Origin of the sequence: Rheinheimera nanhaiensis E407-8, assembly GCF_000296695.1 — a bacterium.
In the GTDB taxonomy this organism is placed as follows: Bacteria; Pseudomonadota; Gammaproteobacteria; order Enterobacterales; family Alteromonadaceae; genus Alishewanella; species Alishewanella nanhaiensis.
In genome coordinates this window covers 44,615-56,734 of record NZ_BAFK01000017.1, presented here as the reverse complement: position 1 = coordinate 56,734, position 12,120 = coordinate 44,615, and the positions used below count along the sequence as shown (strand labels likewise).

The window sequence follows — 12,120 nt, the reverse complement described above, 5'->3', positions numbered from 1 at the left end:
CCGTTGCCTTTTTAAAAAATACAGGCAGCCAAGGCTGCCTGCGTATTATTTTACCCGCATACCTGGTGTAGCACCGTCATCCGGTGACAGGATAAAAATATCACTGCCGCCGGGGCCGGCTGCCAGCACCATGCCTTCAGATAAACCAAAGCGCATTTTACGTGGCGCTAAATTGGCTACCATCACCGTTAAACGACCTTCCAGCTGCTCTGGTGCATAGGCCGCTTTAATGCCGGCAAATACCTGACGGACTTCACCGCCACCGATATCCAGCTGTAGCTGCACCAGTTTATCCGCGCCTTCAACGGCGTCAGCTTTAATAATTTTCGCTACCCGCAGGTCAATTTTGGCAAAATCATCAATGCTGATGGTTTCGCTAATCGGCTCGCGTGCACTGGCTGCGGCTTTGGTATCAGTTTTAGCGGCCTGTTCAGCTACCGGTTTAGTGCTGGTTTGCGGTTGCAGGTTATCTTTTGATGCCTCCAGCATGGCTTGCACTTTCAGCGGATCAACCCGCTGCATCAGCGCTTTAAACGGGTTAACGGCATGGTTTAGCAGCGGTTGCTGGTAAGTGTTCCAGCAAAGGGTGCTGTTTAAAAAGGCTTCGGTCTCGGATGCCATCAGCGGTAATACCGGTTTTAAGTAGTGCATCAGGACGCGGAACAGGTTAATGCCCATCGAGCAGACATCATGCGCTTCTTGCTGTTTGCTCTCATCTTTTACCAGCACCCAGGGCGCCTTGGCATCAATATATTGGTTGGCTTTATCGGCCAGCGCCATAATATCGCGGATCGCGCGGGCAAATTCACGCTTTTCAAAGCTGTCGGCAATGCTGTCGCCCATAGCGACGAATTCAGCGAGCAGCGCAGGTTCAGCAACAGCGGCTGACAGCTTGCCATCAAAACGCTTAGTAATAAAACTGGCGCAGCGGCTGGCAATATTGACCACTTTACCCACCAGATCGGCATTTACCTTCTGGCTGAAGTCATCCAGGTTTAAGTCCAGATCAGTAATGCCACTGGTCAGTTTAGAGGCAAAGTAGTAGCGCAGGTATTCCGGGTTTAAATGATCCAGATAGGTGCGGGCTTTAATAAAGGTACCGCGCGACTTGGACATTTTAGCGCCATTAACGGTAACAAAGCCGTGCGCATAAATCGCATTGGGTTTTCTAAAGCCGGCGCCGTGCAGCATGGCGGGCCAGAACAGGCTGTGGAAATAAATAATGTCTTTGCCGATAAAGTGATACACCTCGGCGTCAGAGTCTAGGCGCCAGAACTCATCAAAGTTAATGCCGGTTTTATCGCAGAAGTTTTTAAAACTGGCCAGGTAGCCAATAGGCGCATCTAACCAAACATAGAAAAACTTGCCCGGTGCGCCTGGAATTTCAAAGCCAAAATAGGGCGCATCACGGCTGATGTCCCACATTTGCAGGCCGTCTTTAAACCATTCCTGCAGTTTATTGGCCATCTCATCCTGCAAACTGCCGCTACGGGTCCAGTCTTGCAGCATTTGACCAAAGGCCGGCAAGTCAAAGAAGTAATGCTCAGAGTCTTTTAGTACCGGCGTAGCGCCTGATACCACTGAACGGGCGTTCTTGACTTCAGTCGGGCTGTAAGTGGCGCCGCAGACATCGCAGCTGTCGCCGTTTTGATCCAGCGCACCACATTTGGGGCAGTCGCCTTTAACAAAGCGGTCGGGCAAAAACATCTGCTTTTCCGGGTCAAACAGCTGGCTGATGGTCTTGCGCTTAATGTAACCGCCATCATTGAGTTTGTTGTAGATCTGGCTGGCAAACTGACGGTTTTCCTCACTGTGGGTCGAGTAGTAATTGTCAAAGCCGATAGCGAAACCGGCAAAATCCGCCTGATGTTCAACATTGGTTTTGGCAATCATTTGCTCGGGCGTAATGCCTTGCTCCTGCGCTTTAAGCATAATAGGCGTGCCGTGGGCATCGTCGGCGCAAACGTAGTAACACTGGTGGCCGCGTGCTTTTTGAAAGCGAGCCCAGATATCGGTTTGAATATATTCCAGTAAATGGCCTAAATGGATAGGGCCATTGGCATAGGGTAAAGCGCTGGTTACCAGTATTTTCCGTGTCGACATTAAGCGGTGCTCTTTTGCATAAATAACTGAAAAAATTTCGCTAAATGATACACTAGCCGTCATCGTTGCGCACCCGCCAAGCAGCGGATTGGGCAAAAAAACGCGTTAACTCTGAAATTGGAAAGGTGCTGATGTTTAACTGGTTTAAAGCAAACCAAGCGCAAGTGCTGCCGGAAGCGTTACAACAGTTGTTGCAACAATGGCAACTGCCGGGCAGCGGTGTGCCGTTATCTCTGTTGCTGCATAGCGCCAGGATGGAAAAAAACACCCTGCAGTTAAGTTTGCAACTGCCGCTGTTGTCAATCCGGCAGCCACTGCAGCAGGCGCTGACAGAGGCCGGTTTTAGCTGCGCCTTACAGCTAAGCTATGAGCTGGATATCGCGCCGGTGTTTAACCGCATTAAACAGATCATTCTGGTGGCGTCCGGCAAAGGCGGTGTTGGTAAATCGACCACGGCCGTGAATATTGCCGCTGCCCTGGCGCTGGAAGGCGCTAAAGTCGGCTTGCTGGATGCGGATATTTATGGCCCGTCTATTCCTACTATGCTGGGGCTTAGTGGCGAGAAAATCAGCTCGCCGGATAATAAGCTGATGCAGCCTAAGTTTGCCCACGGTGTGTATGTGCAATCAATAGGTTTTTTAGTTGACCCGCAGCAGGCGTCAGTCTGGCGTGGGCCTATGGCCAGTCAGGCGTTGCTGCAACTGTTAAATGAAACCCTGTGGCCAGAGCTGGATTATTTAATTGTTGATATGCCGCCGGGCACCGGCGATATTCAGCTGACGATGGCACAAAAGCTGCCGGTTACTGCGGCCATAGTGGTCACCACACCACAGGATGTGGCGCTGGCCGATGCACAAAAAGCCATTAGCATGTTTCGTCAGGTGAATATTGCGCTGCTGGGCCTGGTGGAGAACATGAGCTTTTACCAGTGCAGCCAGTGCGGCGCACAGGATGATATTTTCGGCACTGATGGCGGTGTGGCGCTGGCAGAGCGCTATCAGGTGCCGGTGCTGGGACAATTGCCGCTACAAAAGCACATCCGCGAGCAGGCGGATGCCGGTGTGCCGGTGGTGTTAAAACAGCAGCCAGTGGCGCAAATTTACCGTACAATCGGCCAGCAAATTATGCTGGCGCTGCATTGGCAGACCAGTGCGCAACAGCGCCGCCAACCTGAAATTATCATAACGGACGATTAGAATGAGACTGTGTGACCGTGATATAGAGCGCTATTTAGCCGAAGGTAAAATTAGCATTGCACCTATGCCTGACACCGACATGATAAGCGGTGTCAGCGTCGATATTCGCCTGGGTAATAAGTTCCGCGTGTTTCAGGCCCATGCCGCGCCTTATATCGATTTAAGCGGCCCCCGCGCCGAAGTCGACAAAGCGCTGAACAGCGTGATGAGCGATGAGATTTACATTGCCGATGGCGATAAGTTTATTCTGCACCCGGGCGAGCTGGCGCTGGCGATGACGCTGGAGTCGGTAACGTTACCGGATGATATAGTCGGTTGGCTGGATGGCCGCTCATCATTAGCCCGCTTAGGCTTAATGGTGCATGTTACCGCTCACCGTATCGATCCGGGCTGGTCGGGTAATATCGTGCTGGAGTTCTACAACAGCGGTAAATTGCCGCTGGCGCTTAGACCGAAAATGAAAATTGGTGCACTGAATTTTGAGTTAATGACCGGACCGGCAGCGCGACCTTACAACAAAAGAACCGATGCGAAATATCAGCAACAAACCGGTGCGGTAGCAAGCCGTATTGGCCATGATGATAAAGGCTAACACCATCTTAAGTGGCTGAAAGTAAAAAGCCCACGCAAAGCGTGGGCCAAAAGCTATAAAGCAAAAATGAAGCGGGATGATTATGCAATAAAGTTGCATAGCTTGGCAACAGCTGTGCGCAAAAATTCTGCATCAACGGGTTGGCTGCGTGGTAAATGTAATAACTGTGCATTATGCTCAGTTAACTTTTAATATCAGGGAGAGAAAACGATGTCAGTGAACGAAAATCAACATAAATGGCATTTTTTTCGCAGTGGTGGTTTTGATCAGGTGGCGCTGGAGCGCGGGGCAGACTTACAACACTTAAGCGAGTTAGATCCCAAGCTGTGGACCGTGCTTAACTGCCCGACCACCGGGCTGGAGTTTGACAACCGCACCCTGGCGCTATTAGACAGCGATGGCGATGGCCAGGTGCGGATCCCTGAAGTGCAATCTGCTGTGCGTTGGTGCTGCCAGCGTCTGCTGGATGCCGATCTGATGTTTCAAAGCCCTGGCGTGCCGCTGTCAGCCATCAATGATCAGGACGAAGAGGGGCAGGCGCTTAAAACCGCCGCCCAGCGTGTGCTGCAATACAGTGGCAAAACCGCGCAAGATTTACTGCAAACTGAAGACTTTGCCGACAAAGCCCGGCTATTTTCGGCCGACCATTTTAACGGTGATGGCGTTGTGATGGCCGAGCTGACCGACGATGAAGAAGTGAAACAGCTGATCACGGATATTGTCAGTGTGACCGGTGGCGTGGCGGATCGCAGCGGTGGCCTGGGTGTGGATGAAACCCTGTTGGCCGGTTTTATGTCCGATGCTAAGGCCATCGTCGACTGGCATCAGGCCGGTGAGGCCGGCTCCACCGAGCTGCATCCATTAGGCAGCGCGACGGCTGATGCCGTCGCCGCCTTTGAGCAAGTGCAGGCCAAAATAGATGACTTTTTTGTCCGCTGTCAGTTAGCCGCGTTTGATAGCCGGGCCACACCGGCACTTAACCCTGAAGCCGGCGTTTATGCAGTGTTGGCCAACCGTGCCGTTGCCAGCGCAGATAGCGATATCGCCGCCTTACCGTTAGCAGAAGTGGCACCAGAGCGGCCTTTACCGCTTGGCAGCGGCGTAAACCCGGCCTGGGCCGGCGCCATAGCCCAATTTAGCACTAAGGTGGTTCAGCCGTTACTGGGCAAAGACACTGACAGCCTGCAGTATGCCGACTGGGCGGCTATTTCTGCCCAGCTCGCCAGCTGGCGCGCCTGGCAGGCCAGCAAGCCTGACTCTGCCTTACACCAGCTGCCGACAGCGCGGTTGCAGCAGATCATCAACTCGGATCTTGCCTCGCGTTTAGAAGCCTTGATAGTTGCTGATAAAGCGGAAAAAACCTTTGCCGATAATGTCGATAATGCCGAGCGATTAGTGCATTTTCAGCGTTATCTGGTGACTTTGCTGCGCAACTTTGTTTCGCTGAGTGATTTCTATCAAGGCCACCAGAAGGCGATTTTCCAGGCGGGTACCCTGTATCTGGACCAGCGTAGCTGTGAGCTGGTGCTCTATGTTAACGATCAGGCCCGGCATGCCACTATGGCGCCGTTTAGTGGTTGTTATCTGGTGTACTGCAGTTGTGTGCGCAGCGGTGAAGCACCGGTGAATATCGTCGCCGCTTTAACCGGTGGCGATGTGGATGAATTAATGGTGCCCGGGCGTAACGGCGTATTTTATGACCGCCAGGGGCGGGACTGGAAAGCCAGCGTAACTAAAGTTGTCGCGCAACCGGTGAGTATCCGCCAGGCATTTTGGTCACCCTATAAAAGGGTGGCGGCCTTTATTGAAACACAGCTACAAAAATTTGCCGCCAGCCGGGATAAAGATATCGAGTCTAAAACCACGGCGGATATTGCAGCAGCGCCAGCAGCGGGCGCCAGCAGTTTTGATATTGCCAAGTTTGCCGGTATTTTTGCTGCTATCGGCCTGGCAGTGGGCGCCTTGGGCACGGCATTAGCGGCGATAGTGTCTGGCCTGTTTGCTTTACCTTTATGGCAAGTGCCGTTGGTGCTGCTGGGCGTTATGCTTTTGATCTCCTGTCCATCTATGCTGATGGCTTACATGACATTGCGCCGGCGTAACCTGGGGCCTTTACTTGATGCAAACGGTTGGGCAGTAAACACCCGGGCGCGTATTAATGTGCCTTTTGGTGCCTCGTTAACAGGGCTGGCCACGTTACCCAAAGGCGCCAAACGCACGATGACTGATCCCTTTGCCGAGAAAAAACAGCCCTGGGGCTTAATTATCCTGCTGCTGGTGTTAGCCGCTGCGGCAGTGTGGTTTTGGTTATACCGATAAGTGGTGTTACAGGCTGTGTCAGGCGGTAGTAAAACAGGAAGCGGTTGGTGAGTGCAGCAAGTATTTTGCGGTTAGTGTTACTGGCTGCTATCTGGGGCGCGTCTTTTTTGTTTATGCGTCTGGGTGTGCCAGAGCTGGGGCCGGCCTGGCTGATGTTTGGCCGGGTATTTATGGCGTCAGTGTTTTTAGCGCTGGTTGCGCTGGCGCTAAAGCAACGTTTGCCGCTCAGGCAATATGCCGTACACTATTTGCTGCTGAGCTTTTTTAACACGGCCTTGCCGTTTTTGTTATTTGCCTATGCGGCGCAAAGCCTGACCGCCTCCTTACTGGCCGTGCTCAACGCCACGGCACCGCTGTGGGGCGCTATTATTGGCTGGCTGTTCTTTCGTCAACCTATGTCGCTCAGGCTGGCAGCAGGTCTGCTGCTTGGTATCACAGGGGTTGGTATCCTGGTGGGGTTTGACGGCACCGTAACAGACAAAAGCAGTGTGTGGGCATTAGTGGCCGCAGCGGCGGCCGCTTGCTGTTATGGCATAGCTACCTGGTATACACGGCAAGCCAAACCGGTGCCGGCCTTTAGTAACGCTCATGGCAGTATGTGGGCGGCCAGCCTGTGGCTTTTGCCTTTGTTATGGTTTATCCCGCCCCCGGTGGCTGAACCTGCCGCGACCAGCCTGTTAGCCGTGCTGGCACTGGGTGTGCTTTGCACCGGTGTGGCGTATTTGCTGTATTTTCGTCTGGTGCAAGACCTTGGCGCCACACCAACGCTTAGCGTAACCTTTTTAATTCCGGTATTTGGTGTGTTGTGGGGGCACCTGTTTTTGCATGAAGCGGTCGGCTGGCATACGCTATTTGGCGCCGCTATTGTTATTATCGGTACTATGCTGGTAACCGGTTTTCGTATTACTGCACTTTTTACCCCGGCAAAGGAGACGCAATGAAACTTTATGGCTCACAAACTTCACCCTATGTCAGACGGATCCGCTTGTTACTGGCCGATAAGCCGCATGATTTTATCAATCTGAATATTTTTGCCGGGCAAGACCGGCAAACCCTGGCTGCCATTAACCCGACGCTGCGCATTCCGATGCTGGAGCATGACGGCGAGGTGATTTTCGACTCCGGCGTGATCTACCGCTACCTGGCCGCGCAACTGGGTTTAACCGCGCTTAGCTGGTATCAGGAAAACCAGCTGACGGTGATTAACGCGGTAAATGATTCGCTGGTAATGCTATTACAATGCAGCCGCAGCGGCTTTGATACCAGCGAAGATAAGTTGTTTTTTGACCTGCAAAAAGAGCGGGTTGCTACCTGTCTTTATGTGTTAGAGCAGCAGGCAGCCAATAGCGAGTTTAGTCAGTGGCACTACGTTAGCATGGCGCTGTACAGCCTGATTGACTGGACCCTGTTTCGCCAGTTGGTTGAGCTGGATGATTACCCGGCGCTGTTAGCCTTTGTCGCGGCCAACAGTCAGCAGCCGGGCGTTGCCGTAAGCGACCCGCGTTTAGGTTAAGCCCGTCGTTAGCCGGCCTTTTTTAACCACAGCGGCTCTATTAATACACTGTGCTCAGCGTCGGATAACCATATTTGGCCGTCGCTGATATTGCACTGCAGCTGCATAGTGCGGTTAACCAGTTTGGCCATCTCAGCTACCGAGGTTTCGCTGATCTCCAGCACGCTGAGGTTTTGATAGCGCTGCAGCGCTTGTTCATTTTGTTTCCACCACACCGGCACACTGCGGCCACCATAACAAAATAGCTGGACCTGCCTGGCCCGGCCGGCTGCCTTGCGCAACCATTTCTCATCACTTTGGCCAAATTCTACCCACAGGTTGATGTCACCGCTTAAACTTTTATCCCACAGCTCCGGCTCGTCATCTTCAGCGCTTAGCCCTTTGGTAAAACTTAAGCTATCACTCGCATTTAAGGCAAATGCCAGCAGGCGCACCATCATGCGCTCGTTATTCTCTGACGGGTGCTGGGCCAGCGTCAGGCTATGGCTTTGATAGTAATGCCGCTCCATGTCGGCGATTTGTAACTGCACTTTAAATACGGTGGCTTTCAGCGCCATAAGGTTGTCTCACTGCGTGCGAACTGGTGGGCGAGTGTACCCTGAAGTGCCATGCAGCTCAATTAACGGCTTTTGCCGGCGCGGCTATGCCATGACACAAAAAACTGCGCTATGCTGTGGTAAAGCGAGCTAAATGGTTGAGTTTACAAACGATGTCGGCATTTGATTTTGCGATGATACAAAATTTTGTTATCGCGCTACTGCTTGGCGCCCTGGTAGGTATTGAGCGGGAGAAACACCGCCGCGACGAGCACCCAAACAGTTTTGGCGGCCTGCGTACTTATATTCTGTTTGCCCAGGCGGGCGCGGTGTCGGCCTGGTTGTCACTGCATATGCAGTCATCCTGGTTGTTCGTAGTGACGGTATTGGTCGTCGCGTTGGCGGTGTTAATCGCCTATGTGCTGGAAAATCGTAATAGCCCCAACTCGCTGGGCTTAACCAGTGAAATCAGCGCCATTACGGTCACCTTGCTCGGTGGTGCGGCAATGTTTGGTTATGCTGAGCTGGCGGTAATGCTGGGCATTCTGACCTCGGCGATTTTAACCTTTAAACAACCGCTGCATGGGCTGGTAAACAAAATTGGCATGGACGATTTGTATGCCGGTTTAAAGCTGCTGATCGCCAGCTTTATTGTGTTGCCGCTATTGCCCAATACGCCGGTAGATCCCTGGCAAGCGCTTAACCCCTACAAACTGTGGCTGCTGGTGATCCTGATTTCGTCTATGTCGCTGCTCGGTTATGTCGCTGTGCGCTGGCTGGGCGCAGCGCATGGTGCTGTGGTTACCGGCATCAGCGGCGGCCTGGCGTCGTCTACCGCCGTAACGCTAAGCTTTGCCCGCAGCAGTAAAGTTGAGAGCGATTCGCTGGCGGCCGATACCCAGGCCAGTGGTTTACTGTTGGCCTGGCTGGTGATGTTTATCCGCGTGATGGTTACTGTAACTATCGTATTTAAACCGCTGCTGGCAGCACTGTGGCTGCCATTTAGCGTGATGGCGTGTACCACAGCAGTGATGGCCGCGGTGTTTTACTGGCATGGCAGCCGGCGCTATCAGGCACCACAGCAAAGTTCGGTAAAAGTGACCAACCCCTTTAGTTTGCTGGCCGCGATAAAGTTCGGCGCCTTATTTGCGGCAATTTTGCTGCTGGTAAAACTCACCGAACACTACGCCGCAGAAGAGGGCTTGTATCTGCTGGCCGCGGTAGCCGGTTTAACTGACGTTGATGCCATTACCTTGTCAATGTCCGAATATGGCCGCCAAGCTGCTGAGGGCCTGACGACAGCCGCTGTGGCTATTACCATAGCGGCGCTGAGTAATACCGTGGTGAAATGTGCGCTGGTGTACACCTTGGGCGCACGGGCGCTGGCCAATAAAGTGCTGCTGGCAACGGCGGCAATTGTTAGCGCCGGTGTTATCAGTATCGCTCTGGTTTAGTTGGCCAGCAGCTTATTGACTATTTGTTGCACCGCACTTAGCTGTGCGCCACTACGGGTGGCATAATCTGGCCCGGTGTAGCCCCACCAGTCCCAGCAGGCATTGGGGTTAAAGGGGTTAATGTTACTGGCACGGGTTTGCGGGTAAAACACCACCAGCTGGTTTGTGTCAGCATACTGATTCAGGCCAGTGCCGGTGACAAAAGCCTCGCCAACGCTATCGGCATTTTGTTTACAGCCGTGGAAGCTGACATGCAAGCGACAACTTTGGCCATCGGCACAACTTGCCGGCACATACAAATAGCCGGTTTGCGCCAGTGTGTTTTGCGCAGCCGTTGATAATTTATGTTGATCCAATTTGAGCAGTTGTCCTGCAGCGCGGCTGCTTTTCGGGTTTTGCTTACCCAGCAAAAAGGTTAACAATTCGCCGGCCGCATCATAAGTGCAACTGGCAAGAAAAGGTGGCTCGGACACCACGCAGTGGCCTAAATCTGTGCGATCAGTGGGGAAGGTATGGCCAAAAGCTTTGTCGTTCACTAAGGCAATATTATGCTCGGCCAGCCATTGCTGATATTGCTTTTGTAGCGTCACAGCCAGACCTGGATAAACAGTGGCGTCTTTGCTACCGTGAAAAATCCATACTTTATCCTGTTGTAGCGCTGTCACTGGAGCCAGGTTGCCGTTGTTCTGCTGGTCTTTTAAATAGCTATTGATCGCAGTCATGTCGGGTGCGCTGCTCGCCTTGTTAAAACAATGCTCTAGCGCCAGGCCCAGACTATTCTGCGCACAATACACCGGGCCGGCCGCCAGCATGGCGACACCGTCAACCTGTTCAGCAAAGGCCAGGTGGTATTGACCCGCCATATAAGCGCCACTTGAGAGACCTGATAGGGTAATGTTTGGCTGCAATGTCAGTTTGGGCAGGGTGTCGGTATCTGCAGCCAAAGGCTGAGACGTGGCAGCAAAGAGCAGAGCTGCAAGTACGTAACGTGGCATGGTGACTCCTGAAAATAAACTACGCTATGGCAACCATGACAAAATAACCATCCGGCGGCAATAAGGCTTTAGTACAGCCTGGTGAGCAAGGCAGACATTAATGGAGAGTAGAGGATGACAGATAATAAAAATCAACAACACAAAGAATTACCTGAAGAGCATATCGATCCACTTATTACTCATCTGCACAGCGTTATCCGGCAATGTGTTCGTGTATTAGCTGTGTTGATGGTAGCGGTCATTATTTGGGGTATTGGCGACGTACTTTATGTTTTGTATCAGCGGCTGATGACACCGCCGATGTTCTTGCTCAATATTAACGATATTTTCTACACCTTCGGTGCCTTTATGGCGGTGCTGATAGCAATAGAGATATTTATTAACATCCGCTTATACCTGGAGTCTAACGACTTTCCGGTTAAGTTAGTGGTTGCCACGGCATTAATGGCTATTGCGCGTAAAGTGATCGTGCTTGATGTAGAAAAAATGTCGGCAGAGTACATTTTGGCAGTAGCGGTCACTGTGTTAGCGTTAGGGGTAACTTACTGGTTATTACACAAAGAGCATAAAGCATTGAACAGCCGTTAATAAAACGGATAGTCCAGGTATTGCAGATAGCGGTTTTTATCCAGCGTGGCCGGTAGCGTCTGCCATAAGCGTTCAGCATGCTGTGTATGCTGCTGATAAAAGTCCTGGCTTAGCATCAGATAGCCATCACTTTGATACAGTGGGGGGTAAAGTAGTAGCACGGGGATACGGTTGATATGCTGCTCTTGGGCATTAACACCATTGAGCTGACACAACACTGTAGTGGCATCAACCCGGCCTGACACCACCAACTCCAGCGCTTGCTCGGCTGAATGCACAGGAACCAGTAGCGTATTGGCCGGAAACGGAATAGGGCGATAGCCCAGCGGTCGTGACACCGTAATGGCGCTTTGGCTACTGATTTTTTCCGCCAGATTATTATCAAAGCGATAGGCCAGACACAGCCCCAGCTGATTAATGGCGCGGCCTGGATCCGCCGTGCCGTCAGGCCGGGTCGGGTAACGGGTAAAATGGGCCCGGTCCTTATCATAAGCGGCTACCAGCGCATCAACACTGTTGTCTTCCAGTTGTTGCAGACAGCGCAACCAGGGCATACGCACCAGCTCCAGCGTTAGCCCGGCGGCAGCGGTGGCACGGCGCAAGTGTTCAATGGTGGCTCCGGGCTGCTCTGGTATTGCAGCGCTGTTACCGGCGTAATAAGGCAGTAACTGTTTGTCCTCGTAACAAAAGCGCAGTGTCACTGCCGTAACGGCGGCGGGCACGCCTTGGGTAGCCAGCACATCCGCTTGCACTACGCTGCCCGGCAGTGTGCTACCCATCAGGGTGATACTAAGTAATACGGTTTTTATCGACATCCTAAGGCC

General features: G+C 52.5%; 11 protein-coding genes. 7 read left to right on the top strand and 4 right to left on the bottom strand.

Translation table 11 applies throughout. The annotated features are described in order from the left end of the window. Nucleotides 1-45: 45 nt before the first annotated feature. Nucleotides 46-2,103: a methionine--tRNA ligase gene (gene metG, locus RNAN_RS13665; RefSeq protein ID WP_040552190.1), complete on the bottom strand. Its 2,058-nt coding sequence runs from the start codon at nucleotides 2,101-2,103 to the stop codon at nucleotides 46-48. 131 nt (nucleotides 2,104-2,234) lie between these two features. On the opposite strand from metG, the gene apbC reads away from it, so the two are divergent. The 5 genes from apbC to RNAN_RS13640 all read left to right on the top strand — a co-directional run bounded on the left by apbC (nucleotide 2,235) and on the right by RNAN_RS13640 (nucleotide 7,723). Next, the gene (gene apbC, locus RNAN_RS13660) at nucleotides 2,235-3,299 is read left to right on the top strand and encodes an iron-sulfur cluster carrier protein ApbC (RefSeq protein WP_008222749.1); all 1,065 of its coding nucleotides are present in this window, start codon (nucleotides 2,235-2,237) and stop codon (nucleotides 3,297-3,299) included. A gap of 1 nt (nucleotide 3,300) precedes the next feature. After that, complete coding sequence (dcd, locus tag RNAN_RS13655; RefSeq protein ID WP_008222748.1) at nucleotides 3,301-3,891, top strand: dCTP deaminase; 591 nt, start codon at nucleotides 3,301-3,303, stop codon at nucleotides 3,889-3,891. A gap of 210 nt (nucleotides 3,892-4,101) precedes the next feature. Then, complete coding sequence (locus RNAN_RS13650) at nucleotides 4,102-6,210, top strand: hypothetical protein (protein WP_008222746.1); 2,109 nt, start codon at nucleotides 4,102-4,104, stop codon at nucleotides 6,208-6,210. 47 nt (nucleotides 6,211-6,257) lie between these two features. Further along, a complete protein-coding gene (locus tag RNAN_RS13645; protein WP_008222739.1) occupies nucleotides 6,258-7,151 on the top strand; it encodes a DMT family transporter in 894 nt (297 codons plus the stop codon). Beyond that, nucleotides 7,148-7,723: a glutathione S-transferase family protein gene (locus RNAN_RS13640; protein ID WP_008222738.1), complete on the top strand. Its 576-nt coding sequence runs from the start codon at nucleotides 7,148-7,150 to the stop codon at nucleotides 7,721-7,723. Before RNAN_RS13645 ends, RNAN_RS13640 begins: the two co-directional genes overlap by 4 nt. An 8-nt stretch (nucleotides 7,724-7,731) precedes the next feature. Here RNAN_RS13640 and RNAN_RS13635 read toward each other — a convergent pair whose 3' ends face one another. After that, nucleotides 7,732-8,280, bottom strand: coding sequence for a YaeQ family protein (locus RNAN_RS13635; RefSeq protein ID WP_008222737.1), 549 nt, complete (start codon nucleotides 8,278-8,280; stop codon nucleotides 7,732-7,734). Nucleotides 8,281-8,453: 173 nt separating this feature from the next. Between RNAN_RS13635 and RNAN_RS13630 the strand changes: the two genes are divergently transcribed. Beyond that, nucleotides 8,454-9,713, top strand: a complete 1,260-nt coding sequence (locus RNAN_RS13630; protein WP_237739928.1) for an MgtC/SapB family protein — start codon at nucleotides 8,454-8,456, stop codon at nucleotides 9,711-9,713. Here RNAN_RS13630 and RNAN_RS13625 read toward each other — a convergent pair. After that, entirely contained in the window at nucleotides 9,710-10,708 is a 999-nt protein-coding gene (locus RNAN_RS13625) for an extracellular catalytic domain type 2 short-chain-length polyhydroxyalkanoate depolymerase (RefSeq protein ID WP_008222730.1), read from the bottom strand. The genes RNAN_RS13630 and RNAN_RS13625 overlap by 4 nt on opposite strands. A 114-nt stretch (nucleotides 10,709-10,822) precedes the next feature. Between RNAN_RS13625 and RNAN_RS13620 the strand changes: the two genes are divergently transcribed. Beyond that, nucleotides 10,823-11,296: a phosphate-starvation-inducible PsiE family protein gene (locus tag RNAN_RS13620; protein WP_008222727.1), complete on the top strand. Its 474-nt coding sequence runs from the start codon at nucleotides 10,823-10,825 to the stop codon at nucleotides 11,294-11,296. Here the strand turns inward: RNAN_RS13620 and RNAN_RS13615 are convergent. Continuing rightward, nucleotides 11,293-12,111 (bottom strand): type 2 periplasmic-binding domain-containing protein, encoded by an 819-nt coding sequence (locus RNAN_RS13615; protein WP_008222725.1) that lies wholly within the window; start codon nucleotides 12,109-12,111, stop codon nucleotides 11,293-11,295. The genes RNAN_RS13620 and RNAN_RS13615 overlap by 4 nt on opposite strands. Between the last annotated feature and the right edge of the window lie 9 nt (nucleotides 12,112-12,120).